Source organism: Streptomyces sp. NBC_00690 (genome assembly GCF_036226685.1).
GTDB lineage: Bacteria > Actinomycetota > Actinomycetes > Streptomycetales > Streptomycetaceae > Streptomyces.
Window position 1 is genome coordinate 383,154 of the sequence record NZ_CP109009.1, and the last position, 16,394, is coordinate 399,547.

At 68.1% G+C, this 16,394-nt stretch carries 13 protein-coding genes; 5 read left to right on the plus strand and 8 right to left on the minus strand.

The window, feature by feature from the left end:
• Nucleotides 1-6 precede the first annotated feature (6 nt).
• Nucleotides 7-867, minus strand: a complete 861-nt coding sequence (locus tag OID54_RS01740) for a fumarylacetoacetate hydrolase family protein (protein ID WP_329012821.1) — start codon at nt 865-867, stop codon at nt 7-9.
• Nucleotides 868-1,387: 520 nt separating this feature from the next.
• Here OID54_RS01740 and OID54_RS01745 point away from each other — a divergent pair.
• The 4 genes from OID54_RS01745 to OID54_RS01760 all read left to right on the plus strand — a co-directional run bounded on the left by OID54_RS01745 (nt 1,388) and on the right by OID54_RS01760 (nt 5,472).
• Nucleotides 1,388-2,440 carry a zinc-binding dehydrogenase gene (locus OID54_RS01745; RefSeq protein ID WP_329012824.1) on the plus strand — a complete coding sequence of 351 codons (1,053 nt, stop codon included), beginning with the start codon at nt 1,388-1,390 and terminating at the stop codon, nt 2,438-2,440.
• A complete protein-coding gene (locus OID54_RS01750) occupies nt 2,437-3,525 on the plus strand; it encodes a methyltransferase family protein (RefSeq protein ID WP_329012826.1) in 1,089 nt (362 codons plus the stop codon). Before OID54_RS01745 ends, OID54_RS01750 begins: the two co-directional genes overlap by 4 nt.
• A complete protein-coding gene (locus tag OID54_RS01755; protein WP_329012829.1) occupies nt 3,522-4,925 on the plus strand; it encodes an amidohydrolase family protein in 1,404 nt (467 codons plus the stop codon). Before OID54_RS01750 ends, OID54_RS01755 begins: the two co-directional genes overlap by 4 nt.
• A 79-nt stretch (nt 4,926-5,004) precedes the next feature.
• Nucleotides 5,005-5,472: a VOC family protein gene (locus OID54_RS01760; protein ID WP_329012831.1), complete on the plus strand. Its 468-nt coding sequence runs from the start codon at nt 5,005-5,007 to the stop codon at nt 5,470-5,472.
• Nucleotides 5,473-5,811: 339 nt separating this feature from the next.
• Here the strand turns inward: OID54_RS01760 and OID54_RS01765 are convergent, their stop codons facing one another.
• The 7 genes from OID54_RS01765 to OID54_RS01795 all read right to left on the minus strand — a co-directional run bounded on the left by OID54_RS01765 (nt 5,812) and on the right by OID54_RS01795 (nt 14,599).
• Complete coding sequence (locus OID54_RS01765; protein ID WP_329012834.1) at nt 5,812-6,459, minus strand: SMI1/KNR4 family protein; 648 nt, start codon at nt 6,457-6,459, stop codon at nt 5,812-5,814.
• Nucleotides 6,460-6,672: 213 nt separating this feature from the next.
• The gene (locus OID54_RS01770) at nt 6,673-7,587 is read right to left on the minus strand and encodes an ABC transporter permease (RefSeq protein ID WP_329012837.1); all 915 of its coding nucleotides are present in this window, start codon (nt 7,585-7,587) and stop codon (nt 6,673-6,675) included.
• Nucleotides 7,584-8,762: an ABC transporter permease gene (locus OID54_RS01775; protein ID WP_329012840.1), complete on the minus strand. Its 1,179-nt coding sequence runs from the start codon at nt 8,760-8,762 to the stop codon at nt 7,584-7,586. Before OID54_RS01775 ends, OID54_RS01770 begins: the two co-directional genes overlap by 4 nt.
• Nucleotides 8,759-10,315, minus strand: coding sequence for an ABC transporter ATP-binding protein (locus OID54_RS01780; protein WP_329012843.1), 1,557 nt, complete (start codon nt 10,313-10,315; stop codon nt 8,759-8,761). The genes OID54_RS01775 and OID54_RS01780 overlap by 4 nt, the downstream gene beginning before the upstream one ends.
• Nucleotides 10,316-10,344: 29 nt before the next feature.
• Nucleotides 10,345-11,433: a BMP family ABC transporter substrate-binding protein gene (locus OID54_RS01785; RefSeq protein WP_329012847.1), complete on the minus strand. Its 1,089-nt coding sequence runs from the start codon at nt 11,431-11,433 to the stop codon at nt 10,345-10,347.
• Between the two features lie 339 nt (nt 11,434-11,772).
• Nucleotides 11,773-12,021, minus strand: a complete 249-nt coding sequence (locus OID54_RS01790) for a hypothetical protein (RefSeq protein ID WP_329012850.1) — start codon at nt 12,019-12,021, stop codon at nt 11,773-11,775.
• Between the two features lie 1,129 nt (nt 12,022-13,150).
• Nucleotides 13,151-14,599 (minus strand): aldehyde dehydrogenase family protein, encoded by a 1,449-nt coding sequence (locus OID54_RS01795; RefSeq protein WP_329012853.1) that lies wholly within the window; start codon nt 14,597-14,599, stop codon nt 13,151-13,153.
• 72 nt (nt 14,600-14,671) lie between these two features.
• Between OID54_RS01795 and OID54_RS01800 the strand changes: the two genes are divergently transcribed.
• A complete protein-coding gene (locus OID54_RS01800; protein ID WP_329012856.1) occupies nt 14,672-15,763 on the plus strand; it encodes an NAD(P)-dependent alcohol dehydrogenase in 1,092 nt (363 codons plus the stop codon).
• The last annotated feature ends 631 nt before the right edge of the window (nt 15,764-16,394 follow it).

Consider the following 16,394-nt stretch of genomic DNA (forward strand, 5'->3'; position numbering starts at 1 on the left):
AGGGGGTCAGCTGGCCGGTGCGGTCAGCCGGAGGTCGCGCGGTGAGGCGTCCGAAGGACGCACGATGCGGGTGACGAGGGGCAGTACGCCGTCCACCTCGACTCGTACCTCGTCGCCGTCGGCGAGGAAGCACGCGCGGTCCTGGCCGGTGCCGGCCGGGGTTCCGGTGAGGACGACATCGCCCGGTTCGAGCGCGGCGAACCAGGAGAGCCTGCTGAGCAGGTCGGGGACCGGGAAGATCATCCCGGCGCTCGTGTCGTCCTGGAGGAGCTTGCCGTTGACCCGGGTCCGTACGCGGATCGCGTCGCGGTCGGCGAGGTCGTCGGGAGTGCACAGTGACGGGCCGAGCGGTGTGAACCCCGGATAACTCTTCGCGAGGGCCGGGGTGCCGGTGGTGCGCATGACATCGCGCGCCGTCATGTCATTAGCGGCGGTGATGGCGGCGATCGCGGGCCAGACCTCCGACTCGGTCGCCCGGTACAGCCGGCGGCCGACGACGATCGCGATCTCACCCTCGTAGTCGGGTTCGGTCACGGACTCCGGGATCACCACCTGAGCACCGGGGGCCGACGCACCGGACGACGCGGCCAGGTAGAGGATCGGCTGCTCGGGCAGCCCCCGGCCGGTCCGGGCCGCCTTTGACCGGTAGTTGAGCCCGACACCCCACACCGCGCGGGGTCGACCCAACGGCGCCGTGAGCGTTGCCTCGTCGAGTGGGATACGCCTGAGTACGGCGCAGGAAGTCAGGCACTGGAGCGAGCCCTCTTGTTCAAGGACCGCGCCGACGTGTGGAAAAGCAGTGTCCAGCAGGGCCAGAGACCCGTCCTCGATCCGGCCAAGGCCGGCCAGTGTCGTCACTACTTGCATGGCGAGCATCTTTCAATGCGAGATGGCATCATGTCAAGCGATACGACAGCCCGGGCCGGGAGGCGCGAATACCCCGTCCGCAGACGAGGTAGACGGGGGGTCAGAGGGACGGCGTTCCGCGGCTCCAGCAGGGCGTACGGCGCGCGGCAGGGCTGCCGACGACGGTGAACGAGCGAGGCGCCCTAGGTGCGTGGTGGTCGATGGGAGCGACGCCCTTCACGGTGAGGCGGAGCAGTCGTTGTCTCACTCCGACGGGTCGCGGCACCGACGTCCTCGGCATCACGGTGTGTGCGGTGATGGTCGGCACACACTTCGCCGTCTCGCCGAGTTCGAGGTGATTTGGACCGGGTCATTGACAACCCTCGACGGGCATCAATAACGTTCGGGCCGACCCGATGGGTGGGCAACAAACCGATCGGGGGAGCGCATATCAGCGCTTCTTGGAGACCGTTGCATGCCGACCAGGCGTGCAACGAGCTGGCCGGCGACCCAAGTCCCACAGCCAGCGGAGGTCTCTCGGATGAAGGTCGTACTCCATCGAACACACGGCGGTCCTGATGTGCTCCAGGTCGCCGATGTGCCCGTGCCCGAACCAGGACCGGACGAGGTACTCGTCCGGGTCGAAGCCTGTGGCCTCAACCACCTCGACGTGCTGCAACGTCGTGGTCCCGGGCTGATCCCGGGCTTCACACTACCGCACGTGGCCGGCATGGACGTCGCGGGCACCATCGCGTCGGTGGGCCCGGCGGGCAGCGGACGGGCGGGCAGCGCAACCGCGTTCGCCGAAGGGGCACGGGTCGTCGTGAATCCGGCCGTGCCGTGCGATCACTGCGCGAGCTGCGCCGCTGGGGCCGACGGCAGATGCCCGAGCACGGGCGTCATCGGCGCCACGCTGGCCGGCGGCTATGCCGAGTACGTCCTCGTGCCGGCGGCCAATGTGCACCACGTCCCGGACAAGGTCGACCTGGCCGATGCGGCCGTCGTGCCGACGATCTGGATGACGGCCTGGCATGCACTCATCGAGATCGGCAAGGTCCGCCTCGGCGAGACGGCACTGATCCATGCGGCAGGCAGCGGCGTCAGCACCGCATTGATCCAGTTGGCCAAGGCCAGTGGTGCCCGCGTGGTCACCACGGTCAGCACGGACGCGAAGGTCGAGTACGCATACGGCCTGGGCGCCGACCTCGTGGTCAACTCGACGACCGGCGATGTCGTTGCGGCCGTGCGCGAGTTCACCGACGGCCGGGGCGCAGACCTCGTGCTCGATCACGTCGGCCCTGCCACCTGGAACACCGGCCTGTACAGCCTCGCGCCGCGCGGGCGCCTGGTGTTCTTCGGCAACACAACAGGGAACCGGGCCGAGTTCGACCTGGTGTACGCCTACCACTTCGGCCTGCAACTGCTCGGCTCGGACCCGTACGACCGCCGTGAGTTCGCCGCGATGCTCGACGCCTACTGGGACTCGACGTTCCGTACTCCGATCGACAGCGAATTCCCGCTGATCGAGGCCGCGGCAGCGCAGGAGCGGATGGAATCACGGCTGGCCACCGGCAAGATCGTGCTGCGCCCATGAATGCGGCGACCGCTCCGGTCAGTCCGGCGCCGGTGTGGGATGTGATCAACGGCTTCACGTCCTACTGGGCACTCTCGGCCGCGCTCGACCTCGGTGTGTTCGACGCCCTTGCCAAGGAAGCCGATGCAGGGACCGGACTGGACGCCGCACAACTGGCAGCCGCGATCGGTGCGGCCGAGCCTGGCCCGGTGACCGTACTGGCGGAGACCCTCGTCGCGCTCGACCTGCTCACCGCCGTCGAGGACCGCTTCCACCTCACACCCGCGGCCGAACGCTTTCTGGTGTCTACGGCGCCTGCCTCGATGGCCGCACTGGTTCGGTACTCGCCCGGTCCGCAGAATGCCTGGCCCGGCCTCGCCGACACCGTCCGCACCGGCGCACCGGCGCCGACCGTGACAGCCGATCTGATCGAGCTGTACCCGGCGCTCGTACGCGCGACCGGCCCGACCCAGGCCGGTGTGGCGAAGGCCGTCGCCGCCGAGTTGGAGCGTCGCGGGTTGTGGCCGGAGCAACCGACGGTCGTCGACCTCGGCTGCGGCTCGGGGGCTTGGCTGACCGGACTGCTGCACTCCCGGCCGAACGGCAGGGTGATCGCCGTCGACCTGCCGAACGTGCTGCCGATCGCCGAGCAGGCGGCCAAGGACCTCGGTATGCGTGACCAGGTGATCGCCGTTGCCGGCGACTATCTCGAAGTCACCCTCCCGGTCGCCGCGGCCGACGTTGTCGTCCTGGCACATGTACTGCGGGCCGAACCGACCGATCGGGCTCAGCAACTGCTTTCCCGTGCAGTCGAGTTGGCCGGTGCGGACGGCGTCGTCGTGGTCGTCGACTACACGCGTCCCGACCCGGTCCGAGACGGCATCGGCGGGGGCGGCGAAGACCGCAGCGCCGTCTACAGCGCCGCGCGCCACGAACTGCTCCTGTCACTGACGATGCTGGCCTCGACAGCGGGGCTCGGTGTCACCGTCGCGGACCTGCGCTCTTGGGCCGAAGCGGCCGGAGCCGAGTTGGTCGATTCGTTCGAACCGGTGCCGCGCCAGCACGTCCGCCTCATCCGCTCCCGCACCCCGGAGGCCACCTCATGAATCCTTCGAACTCCACGGCACCCGCCGACACCCTGATCGTCAACACCCTCGTCGTGACGATGGACGACTCCCGCCGTGTGATCAGCGACGGCGCGGTGGCCATCCGGGGCGATGCGATCGTGGCCGTCGGCAAGACCGACGATGTGACCGCCCAGTGGCACAGCGACAACGTCATCGCAGGCGAGCGGTTCGTCGTCACCCCTGGCCTGATCAACACGCATGTGCACATCACCGGTGAACCGCTCACGCGTGGCTTCGTCCCGGACGACACCCCGTTCCTGGAGAACGTCTTCGAGTGGCTCACGCCGATCCACACGCACTACACCGAGGAAGACGAGCACATCTCCGCGCAGCTCGCGGCGCTGGAGATGCTCAAGAGCGGTACGACCGCGTTCCTCGAAGCCGGCACGATCCGGTTCATCGACCCGGTCGTCGAAGCACTGACCGAGATCGGCATCCGCGCACGCGTAGGACCATGGGCGTGGGACCTCGTGCCTGAGCCCGAGGTACTGCGCATGACGACCGCACAGGCGATCTCGCGACTGAACGACACGATGGACAAATACGGGTCGGTCGCCAACGGTCGCATCCAGGCATGGCCGATCATCATCGGCCACACCTGCTGTAGCGACGAGCTGTGGCGGGCCGCGAAGGGACTGTCGATCGAGTACGGCACCGGGTTCAGTGCCCATATGTCGCCGGCGGCGATGGATCCCGAGGGCTTCCTCGCGACCTTCGGGCAGCGGCCGATGGTGCACCTCGACGAGATCGGCGTATTGGGTCGGAACGCGATCCTGACCCATGCCGTCCACGTCGACGACGAGGAGGTGGCACTGCTCGCCAGCACCGGCACGAGTGTGTCGCACTGCCCGACCACGGCACTCAAGGTGTCCTACGGCGTGACCCAGATCGGCAAGTTCCCCGAGATGGTGGCCGCCGGTGTGAACGTGGCGATCGGCACCGACGGCAACAACGCCTCGAACTACCACGATCTGATGCGCGCGACCTATCTGGTCGCCGGACTGTTCAAGGACGCCCGCCGGGACGCCACGATCTTCCCGGCCGAGGACGCGTTCGCGATGGCCACCCGCAACGGCGCCCGCGGACTCCAGGCGGAGCACGAGATCGGGTCGATCGAGACGGGCAAGAAGGCCGACCTGGTACTGCACGACACGAATCGGCCGGAGTGGCGGCCACTGCACAACGTGGCGAACCAACTCGTGTGGTCGGCCGATGGGCGGGGCGTGCACACGGTGTTCGTCGACGGGCAACGCGTCGTCGACGACTACCGCTGCACCACGATCGACGAGGACGACCTGCTGCGCCGCGCCCAGACCGCCGGTGAAGGCATCGTGGCCCGCTCCGGGCTGCCCAACCGCGCCAAGTGGCCCACCATCTGACCCCACGCCCCACGCGTCGCGGTCTGGCCGAACCTAGCGCACGCAGCGTACTGAACACACGAACAAGGAGAGCCGAACCATGGCAGAACTGACCGAACCCCGCTGGACCCACATCGCCATTCCGGTCAGCGACCTGGATCAATCGATCGAGTTCTACGAGCGCATCACCCCGCTGGTCCTGGTCACCAAGAACGACGACAGCAACGGCCGCAGCGCCTGGCTGTCGAACAAGGGCCAGGTCGACTCGCCGTTGGTCCTGGTCCTAGCCGAGTTCATCCCCGAGGTCGGGGCGCGCTTCGGCATCGAGCCGGGCAAGAAGATCCCCACGCTGGCGCCGTTCGCGCACATCGGTATCGAACTGCCCAACCGCGCGGACGTCGACGACGTCGCGGCCAAGGCCCGCGAGACGGGCAACCTGCGATGGGAGCCGGTGGAGATGGCCGCCCACATCGGGTACATCTGCGCCGTGAACGACCCCGACGGCAACACCATCGAGTTCTCGCACAACCAGAAGGTGTTCTCGACCATCCAGGAGCTCTGGGGCTAACACCGGAGCCGACCGCACGCTCCTCGGCCGACCTGTCGATCGTGGGCGGTGACGTCGGAACCGCGGACGGGCGCCGGCAGATGACCGCCGGCGCCCGGTTCGCTGTGACCGACTGCCGATCGCTGCGACCTGGTCGGTCGAGAGCTTGGGGTCGGCACTCCCCGTGCGCGATGCACGGGCTGAGTCGTTGCGTTGTGTCGTTGCGTTGTGTCAGGCTCGGCGGGTGCCATCCCACTGCGAAGCCATGGCGTTTCGCCCCCGCTGGTCAAAGGACCAGCGGGGGCGCTTTTGCGTGCCCGGCTCCGCCGCCGTCTCCGCGAACCGTGCCGGCGCGGCGTTCTAGGCACGGACCTCCCATGCGATGCAGGTCCTGCCCGACGAGTGCTCGAACGTGATGGGCCAGTGGTGCGAGAACGCCGTGCCCGTCTCCAGGGCATCCGTCACTGCCCTGACGAACTCGCTCAGGCTTGTGCCCCAGAGAGAGCCCTCCAGGTCGCCGGATCCGATACCCATCTCAAACACCTGTCCGTACGTGGCCCCGGGCCGATGGTCGACGAACGCGACACCTCCGTCATTGGGCAGGGCGAAGGGCACGCACTGGTGCAGATGGCCGGCGGGGTCCTCGTCGTCCTCTTCCCACAGCTCGGACTCGATGTTGTCCTCACCGACGTCCACGAGAATCTCGTGCATCTCAGCGATGTCGGTGGTGGAACTGAACCGATGGCCCAGCGGCAGGATGCCTCCGGCCGGGAACACTCCTCGTTCGGATCCGCTGTTCGGCTCCGGCTCGGCGACACCGTTCCGTCGCTCCAGCAACCTCCTGAGTTGAGGGTGGAGGGCGAAGCCCAGCCGCTCCTCCAACTCGGCGATCTCCCTGGCCGTTGCCGGTGCTCGAAGCGCGGCGTGATCCGCAGGCGACTGCGAAGCGAGCCATGCTTCCAGGCGTCCCCATGCCCGATCGAATGCAACAAGATCCTCAGCTGTCATGGGCGGAGGATAGACGGCGGGTCTGACAGAGGAGGTCGCCCAGTGGGGCGGGCAGCCTGCCATGCGGGCTTCCAGACCGAGCCGGTCGTGGCACCGCTTGGCCCACCGCGGCGCTGCCCGTACCGCGTCCACCGCGGGACTGCCCGTACCGTACGAGAACGCCGACTCCGCACACTCACGGGGTCGGCGTCCAACGTTGTGGAATGCGTAAACTCAGGTCGATCCTCGCTGGAAGGGCCGGCCGAGCGCGGCAGGTTCCCGGTGCTTGGTGGTGAACAACAGCATGGCGAGGAGCGCAAGCAGATACGGGGCTGCGACGAGGAGTTGCGAGTTGATGGTGACACCGAGCGCGGGCAGTGCCAGACGCATGGCGTCGGAGAGCCCGAACACCAGACACCCGATCAGGGTACGGCCGAGCCGCCACGCTCCGAAGATCACCGCGGCGATGACGATGTATCCGCGGCCGGCGGTCATGTTCTGGTTGAACGATCCGACCTCGCCGACCGCGAGGTAGGCGCCGCCGAGACCGGCCAGTGCGCCGCACCACAACAGGGCCTGCCGGCGTCGTACGTTAACCTTGATGCCCGCGACATCGGCGGCCTGCGGGTTCTCCCCCACCGCTCGTAGTTCCAGGCCCCAGCGGCTGCGCGCCACCAGCCACCAGGTCAGCGGCACCAACAGGATCAGAAGGTAGGCGGGCCAGCGGCCGGAGAACAGCGGCTGACCGATGAGGGGGATGTCCTGGAGCACCGGGATCGACAACATCCCGACCTGGTGCGAAGCGAACTGCTCCGTAGTGATCAGATAACTCGTCAGCCCGAGCACCAGCGCGTTCAGCACCAGGCCGACGACGAAGGTGTTGATCTGTGCCCGATGGGAGAGGTTGCCGTGCACGAAGCCGAGGACGAGGCCGGTCAGCACACCGGCGGCGAGGCCGATGGTGGCGCTGCCGGTCGCACTCGCGGTGGCGATCGAGGTGAACGCGGCGCCGAGCATCATCGCCTCGACGGAGATGTTCATCGCTCCGGCGCGCTGGGCCAGGTACTCACCACAGGCGGCGAACGCCAGCGGCACGGTCAGCCGGACACCGCTCGACAGAATGGTCGTGGTGCTGTCCAGAACGCTCACGCGACAGCCTCCATCTTGGTCGGGACAACGGGCAGGGGAGACGGCGTCGACGGCGTGCCACTGCGACGCCTGCGGAAGAGGTCGACGAGGATGGGCGGCGCGACGAATGCGAGGACGAGCAACGCCTTGACGATGTCGATGAGGTAGTACGGCACCCCGGTGGCCGAGAGGAAGTCGCCGCCCGCACGCAGCACGGCGAACCCGAACGCCACGGGAATCGCGATCAGGGGTCGATTGCGCGCGACGAGGGCGACGAGCAGACCGTCCCAGCCGACGTTGTCCGAGAGCCCGGGCTGTAGCCGGTTGGGGCTGACCGGGCTGGCCAACAGCAGTCCTCCGGCCAGCCCTGCGAAGGCGCCCGACAACGCCAGGGTGAAGCCGCCGAGTGCGGCCACCCGGACACCGGTGTGTTTGGCGGCCAGCGGATTCAATCCGACCATGCGCACCCGAAAGCCCCACCGGCTGCGACTCAGGACGAGCGCGACACCGACCGCGGCGACGAGCGCGATGAACAGTCCCGCGTTCAGCTGGAGCGACGGGTACTGACCGAAGTGGGCGAGCAGGGCGCTCGCCGGCAGCGGGTTGGACTGCGCGTCGGCGATGCCGGAGGAGCCCTGTGCGCTCTCCTGTAGCCATGGGCTGCTGACCGCGAAGGTCACGAGTTGAATGGCGAGGAACGTCATCAGCAGCGTGCTCACCACAACATTGACACCGCGGAAGCGGGACATGAGAGCGCTGAGCGCTGCCCACAGACCACCGCCGACCGCCGCCGCGGCCATCACCACGACGACCATCGTCGGACCGGGGAGCGCCAGCCGCAGCCCGACCCAGGCTCCGAACAGGCCGCCGACGAGTACCTGGCCCTCCTGTCCGATGTTGAACGAACCGGCGGACGCACAGATGCATGCACCGATCGCCACCAGGAGCAGCGGCGCGGCGTTGAGCAGCGTCGTCGTCCATCCGGTGGTGGTGGCCAGGCTCCCGGTCCATATCGCCGACAGCGAAGCACTCGGCGAGGCTCCGGTCAGCATGAGCAGCAGCGCGGACACGGCCAGTGCGACGGCCACGAGCCCGAAGGTCACGCTCGCCGTCAACCAGCCGTCGCGCCCCGGGCGGAGCCGGGCCAGGAAGCGCCGACCGAGGTCGTCCGGATCCATCAGCGAGGGGGCACTCATGCGGCCTCACCGCCCACGAGCATGCCGAGCCGCTCGGGAGTCGCCTCGGAGACGGGGAGTGCTCCGGTGATCCGTCCTGAGGAGATCACTGCGATCCAGGTTGCAAGGGCCATGACTTCCTCAAGTTCGGTGGAGATGAGCAGCACCCCGACGCCCTCTGTAGCGGCCCTGCGTAGTCGGGAGTACATGTCCTCGATGGCACCGACGTCCAACCCATGGGTGGGCTGAGCGGCCACCAGTACCCGGGTGTGACCGGACAGCTCCCGGGCGAGTACGACCCGCTGCTGGTTGCCGCCGGACAGGCTGCGCACGGGTGCGTCGAGCGACGGTGTGACGATGTTGAACTCGTCCGCGAGGTGTCGGGCTCGGGCGAGCATCGCGCGCCGCCGCACCAGGAATCGCCCGCTGACCTTGTCCAGTGACTTCATCGTCAGGTTCTCGGCGATGCTCATGTCGAGGACGACACCGCTGCGGTGCCGGTCTTCCGGCACGATGCCGAGACCGGCCTTGGACAGCGCCCCGGGGAGGCTTGCGTCGACCCGGCTCCCGGCGATCTCGATGGTGCCGTCGGTCGGCACGACCAGCCCGGCGAGGACATCGCCGAGCATCGTCTGACCGTTGCCTTCGACTCCGTAGAGGGCGACGATCTCGCCCGCGCCCACGGTCAGATCGACCTCGTCGAGAACCGTGACCCCGCCTTGTACGACGGTGAGTTCGGCGAGGCGCAGCACGGTCTGCTGCCGTCCCTGTGCCTCGCCCCCGGCGGTGCCTGCATTCTGTACGGGCAGTAGGCCGAGGGCTGCGCCTTCCTCGCCCAGAGACACTTCACGGCCCACCATCTGCTTGGCGAGCAGTTGTGGGGTGGTCTCTGCCGTGACGGCCCGGAAGGCGACACGGCCCTTGCGCAGGACCGTCACCCGGTCCGTCGCCTGGGCGATCTCGGCGAGCTTGTGGCTGATGAGGATGACGGCTCGCCCCTCCTCCTGCACCACACGGCCGAGCACGGCGAACAGTTCCTGCGATTCGGCCTGGGTCAGTACCGAGGTGGGCTCGTCGAGGATCAGGATCTGAGGGTTGCGCCGCAGACACTTGACCACCTCGACCCGCTGGCGCTCGCCGGCCGAGAGCTCCTCGACGCGCGCCTCGGGGTCGATCGGCAGTCCGTACCGCGCGGAGACGTCGGCGATGTCGGAGCAGATGGCCTGCTTGTTCACCTTGCCGGTGTCGCCGAGCGCCACGTTCTCCCACACGGTCAGCCCGTTGATGAGGCTGAAGTGCTGGTGCACCATGCCGATGCCCAGTTCGGCTGCCTCCTGCGGGCTGTCCAGCGCGACCTCGTCGCCGCGCACCAGGACGGTGCCGGCATCGCGCCGGACCAGCCCGAGCAGGACCTTCATGAGGCTGGACTTGCCCGCCCCGTTCTCACCCAGGAGTCCGTGGATCTCGCCGGCGTCGACCCTGAGGTCCACGGCGTCGCAGGCCGTGACGGATCCGTAGGACTTGGTGATGCCGCGCAGTTCGAGAATCGGAACCGCAGAGGTCGTCGGTGTCATTGCTGATCTTCCTCGTGGGTGTCGGCACGTCAGCCGAGTCGCTTGACCTCGGCCGCCGCGTCGATCTCCTTGCTGCCGATCTTCTTCATGAACTCCGACAGCTGCTGGTCCTCGTCGCCCTGGCCGTTGCAGATCTTCACGGTGGGATAGGGGTCGACGCCCAGCTGCCATACGCGCGTCGTGCCCATCTTCAAGTTGCCCTTGGCGAACTCCTCCAGGGCGGCACGGAAGTAGTCGCCCGGGCTGAACAGCACCGAGATGTCGAACTTCGGGCTCGTCGAGGCGCACCGGTCGGTGCCGGGGGTCAGGGTCAGTGCGCCGCTGGCGTTCGCCAGCTTCGCCGCGGCGTCGGTCGCGCCGCCGAGATAGGGGTATATGACCTTGACGCCCTGGCTGATCTGCGCCTGGGTGGCCTCCTTGGCCTTGGCCGAGTCGTTGAAGTCGCCGGTGTAGGTGGTCGTGAGGGTGGCCTTCGGCACGATTTCCCGGATGCCGGCCAGGAAGGCGGTGGAGGCGGCGACGCTGTAGTCGGCCTTGATGCCGGTGATGAACCCTGCCTTGGTGTGGCCGGCCGCCTTCATCTTCAGACCCGCCGCATAGCCAGCGACGAGCATGGACTGGTTGGGGTCGTCGGTGGACAGCACGATCTTCGGGGTCTGGTCGATGTTGGCTTGCATCGGCACGTACCAGGCGGACTTGCCGCAGACCGGCTCCTCCGAGGCGGGGATGGCCGTCTTGAGCTCACTCGCACCGATCGCTACCAGGTCGACGTTCTGTTGACACAGCGCCCGTGCCGCGGTGAGCGCGTCACTCGGGGGCACACTGCCACGCTTGATGACCGTCCAGCCCTTCTCCTTGGCGAAGGCGTCGGCCGAGTCGACGAAGCTCTGGTAGTAGCCCTTGTCGTTGATGTCACCGGGGCTGAGGACACCGATGACGACTTTGCCGTCGCCGTTCACATCGGGCTGCTTGCCGCCGGATTCGCTGTTGCCTTTCGCCGCGGGGGTGGTCTTGGGTGCCGTCGCATCGTTGCTGGCGCAGCCGGACAGTGCGATGGCTCCTGCGAGGGCGAGGCCGGCCGCGGCCCCACGACGCCAGAGCATGCTGTGTGTAGTCATGTGCGTGGTTCCATTCGCTGGGTGGAACCGCCCCGTCAAGGCGGTCGTGGCGGCGGGGGGTGACGATCAGTTGGCGGGTTCGGCGCTTCGTTCGAGTTCGGCGCAGGAGACATGCATCGTGGAAGAAGGGCTCTTCACCGGGCTGTTCCTGCGGCCGTCTCTGAGAACGGCGAACCACGGGAATCCATCTGTCCGGCCGCTGGGGCCAGAGGGCGTCGATACGGCTGGGGCGGAGCTGATGGAGTCGTCGGTGGTGCGGGCGGCTTCGGCGCGCACGATGTGTACGCCAGACAGCAGTTGTTGTGGTCGCGGCGGCCGAACACCTCGTACGTAGTGCACTCAGCGGAACGGGCCTGTCGGCAGCGGTGGTAATTCGCCTGCCACAGCCCCGATGTACTCGGCGATCTCTGCGGTGGTGACGTTCACAACGGACTCACCGGCGCGTTCGGTGTTGCGCCGGGCATCCTTCAGCGCCGGAAGGTGTTGCCGGTGGGCGCCAGGGGTGACGAGGTCGCGCGATCCGCTGATCGCTTCTGGGACGTCCTGCGGGAACACCGCCTCGGGTCCGCCGAAATCGGTCTGCGCCATGGCTTGCACCGGGCAGCCTCCTCACCCATACCATCTCGCATTGCGAGGTGGTGGAACGTATTGCGAGGTACTCTGCCGCCGCCGCACGGTGGTGTCAACGCTCCTGCACCACATCTTCTTTTCGTCGGCTTCTCACCTGCTCGCCAAGCGACAGGCCAGGTGGCAGTAGGGCGAAAGCCGGTGGAGAGGTGGGCGGCAGCGGGGTGCGTGAAGTCGCAACGAAGAGCGAAATGCCTGTTCCGTGCCTGAGCGGCGAGCGGGGTGAGAGCGCCGGTTCACTGTTCGGCCGGGATCGGCTCACAAGCAGCGCGCAGCAGCTGGTCGGCGGCGAGGAGGCCCAGGGGCGTATGAGCATCGGGGGCGCAGATCCGCGCGGTGGCGACAGGGAAGCCTCCGCGGGGAATGCACTTGATCCGGCGCACCCTGAAGCCGACCGGTCATGGTGCGGAGTGTCGTTCGAAGATGCTCTGCCCACCGTCCCGCCCGGCCGGCCAGGAGGGCAGAGCCGACATCGGCCCGCGGTGCGTGTCCGCTTACGGCCTGCGCAGCCCGCATGGATGGCAGTTGCCTGAGCCGGACAACAGCGATGAGCCGCAACCCGCACTCGGGCACGTGTCGGCCTTGGTGCGGGATGCGGCCATCTCATGGGCGAGTCGGTGTGCGACAGAAGGCACTCTTCGAGGTCGCCCAGGTGTGGCCACCGACGGGCTCATCGCCCGTCAGCGGGCGCAACGGGTTCGGTACATGGGCGAACTCGACGTCGCCGTGCGCCTTCGGTCATCCTCCCGCACGGGTGCCCCGATCAGGCACGATGGCCATGGGCCGAGGGCAAGTGGAAATCTTCGTCGTGCGGGAGTGGGAACCGGTCGGCGGTCATTGCCGTCGATCCCCACTCCCGCAACCGTCGAGCTCGCCGTCCGGACCGCAGCCCGACAAGGCCGACCGTTGTGCACGGCGAGGGCCCAAGTCGACCGACCGGAGACAGAGAGGTGTACGCAACAACACGGCCGCGCGCTCGACGCCACAGCGCACGGCCGGGGTCGACTCCCGCCCCGCTCAGGCGGATGCGGCGTCCTGACCCACCCCTCCAGGGCCTGTCCGGACCGCGCTCCGACGGTGGTGTCCGGTCTCAGCGGTCCAGCAGTCGGATGGCCACGCCCTTCTCCTGGGTGTATTCACGCAGCGCCGCGTATCCTCCGCCCCGGCTGAAGCCGCTGTCCTTCTGCATATTGAACGGAAACCCGATCACTCCCGCGTCGTGGAACTGGTTGACGGCTACCTGTCCGGAACGGACCTCCTTCGCCAGCCGCAGCGCCCGCGAGACGTCGTTGGTCCAGATACAGGCCAACAGGCCGAAGTCGGTGGCGTTCATCAACTCGGTCGCCTCGGCAGTGTCACGGAAGGACTGCACGGCGAGAACCGGGCCGAAGACTTCCTCACGGGCAATGCGCATCCCCCCTTCCACCTGGTCGAACACGGTCGGCCGGACGAACCAACCCTCGTCCGCGGGTTCGCCACCGGTGACCAGCCGAGCCCCCTCGCGAGGCGTCTGGGCAAGGAAGCCGCTGACGCGGTCGAACTGAGTGGCACTGACCAACGGACCCATGTCCAGGTCGGCTTCCCAGGGCCCGGTCCTGACCTTGGCCATGGCGGCGGCGACCCGCTCCACGACCTCGTCGTGCACCGATGCCTCCACGAGCAGTCGGGACCCCGCGTAGCAGTTCTGTCCCGCGTTCTCGGTGATGGAAGTGACGATCGCCGGGATCGCCGTGTCCAGGTCCGCATCGGCGAAGAGGACGTTCGGCGATTTGCCGCCGAGCTCCAGCTTCACCGGGACGAGGTTCTGTGCCGCAGCCGCCATGATCGCCCGCCCGATGGCGGTGGAGCCGACGAAGCTGATGTGGTCGACGCCCGAGTGCGAGGTGAGTGCGACGCCCGCCTCGGGGCCGAGGCCCGCCACAACGTTGATCACCCCTGGTGGGAAGCCGGCGCGGCGCGCGAGTTCGACGAGTGCGAACGGGGCCAGCGGCGCGATCTCGGACGGCTTGAGGACGACGGTGTTGCCCGCGGCGAGCGCCGGCGCGACGTTCGCGGCGGTGAGCACGGCGGGAACGTTCCACGGGATGACGATCGCGCACACGCCGTACGGCTCGGGAATCGTGTAGCCCAGGTAGTCGGGACTGCGGGTCGGCAGTGTGACTCCGGTGAGCTTGTCTGCCGCGCCCGCGAAGTAGTCGATGATGCCGTGGGCGATGTAGATGTTCGTCCGGCCCCCGGACAGTGGTTTGCCCACGTCCTGTGCCTCGATGGACGCGAGCGCCTCGACCTCGGCGATGATCAGGTCGGCCCAGCGCCGGAGCAGCGCCCCGCGCTCGCTCGGATTGGTCGCAGCCCAGGCAGGGAAGGCGCGTCGCGCCGCGGTGACCGCGTCGTCGACGTCGGCGCCGCCCGCCCGGGCGACCTCGGTGATCACCTGTTGGGTGGCCGGGTCGAGGACGTCCAGTGTGCCGCCGTCGCGGGCCGCAACCCACTCGCCGTCGATGAAGTGTTGGGAAGGAGGGAAGTCAACAGCCGCCATGGGGGAACATTGACCGACCCTGTCCCGCATGTCAATATGCAGTCTCGCTTTGTGAGGCACTGAGGAGGCCCTGTGCGCGCCACCGCCGCTCTGTTGGAGCAGCCCGGACAGCCGTTCGTCCTGACCGAAGTGGACCTGGACGATCCCCGCCCGGACGAGGTGCTCGTCCGCGTCGCCGCGGTCGGCATCTGCGGCACCGACCTTGAGTTCGCCGGCTTCTTCCCCACACCGGCACTGCTCGGGCACGAGGGGGCGGGCGTCGTGGAGAAGGTCGGCGCACACGTCACCTCCGTACGCCCGGGTGACCACGTCGCCATGTCCTTCACTTCCTGCGGTACGTGCGCCCTGTGCCGCACGGGCTCACCCGCCTACTGCCGCAGCTTCGACGCGGTGAACTTCTCCGGCCGCCGCCCTGACGGCTCCACCGCGGTGACCCACGAGGGGCGGGAGGTCAACGCCCACTTCCTCGGCCAGTCGTCGTTCGCCAGCCATGTCGTCGCACCGGAGCGGGCGGTCGTCAAGATGGACCCGTCCTGGGACCTGCTGCGGGCCGGCCCCTTCGGCTGCGGCTTCCAGACCGGGGCCGGTGGTGTGCTCAATGTGCTTCAACCCCGCCCGGGCTCGTCGATAGCGATCTTCGGGGCAGGGGCCGTCGGTGTGGCCGCCATCATCGCCGCTGCACTGAGCAGCTGCAAGGTGATCGCGGCCGTCGATGTGAACCCGGCCAAGCTGGAGGCGGCCCGTGGCTACGGAGCAACCCACACCATCGACTCAATCGACTCATCGGCCGGGGGGACTGCCGAGCAACTGACGGCCCTGGTCCCCGAGGGGTTCGACTTCGTGATCGACACGACCGGGCACGAGAAGGTCCTGCGCACGGCGGTGGAGGCTCTCGGGCCGCTCGGTCGCGCCGGTGTCATCGGCGTCGGCCCGAGCGAGTCGATGAGCTTCGACTGGCGCAGCATCCTCAACGGACGCACGGTCACCGGCATCGTCGCCGGGTCCAGCGTGCCGCAACTCTTCCTGCCGCAACTGCTGGAGCTCAACGCCGAGGGCCGGTTCCCGGTCGAGAAGATGATCAGCTACTTCCCGTTCGAGCAGATCAACGAGGCCGTCGCGGCGGTCCGGTCCGGCACGGTCGGCAAAGCCGTACTGACCTTCTGAACATTTGCCCGTAAAACGTTGTCAAGCTCAGCGGCACACCTTAGGGTGACCGACGCCGATGAGGCCGTTGACATCCGGTGGCGCGGCCGGACAACACCGCGCACAGTCCCGAGCACGTGGAGCGTGCCACCATGTCTGCCGACATCGACTTCGACCACCACTCCGAAGAGGCCAACGCCGATCCGGTCGCCTACTACGCGGGCTTCCGTGAGAGCTGCCCGGTGGGCCGCTCGACATCCCACGGCGGCTTCCACTACACGACCCGGTACGCCGACGTGGCGCGCATCGCCCGCGACGACGCAACGTTCTCCTCAGCCCGCAGCGACCATGGCGGGCAGGGGGTCGGCATCGTCATCCCCAAAGGACCGGGGCTCGAACAGTATCCGATCGAGCTCGACCCACCGCGTGCGACCGAGTACCGGCAACTGATCAACCCGTTGCTGACCCCGGAGGCGGTCGAGCAGCTGGTACCCATGATCGAGCGCCATGCCGCCCGTGTCGTGGACGATTTCATCGAGCTCGGCTCCTGCGACTTCGTCCGCGACCTCACCAACCCACTGCCGGCGGCGGTCACCCTGGACTGGTTGGGCTTCCCCGAGGAGGACTGGGCGAAGCTGGCCGGGCCGATCCA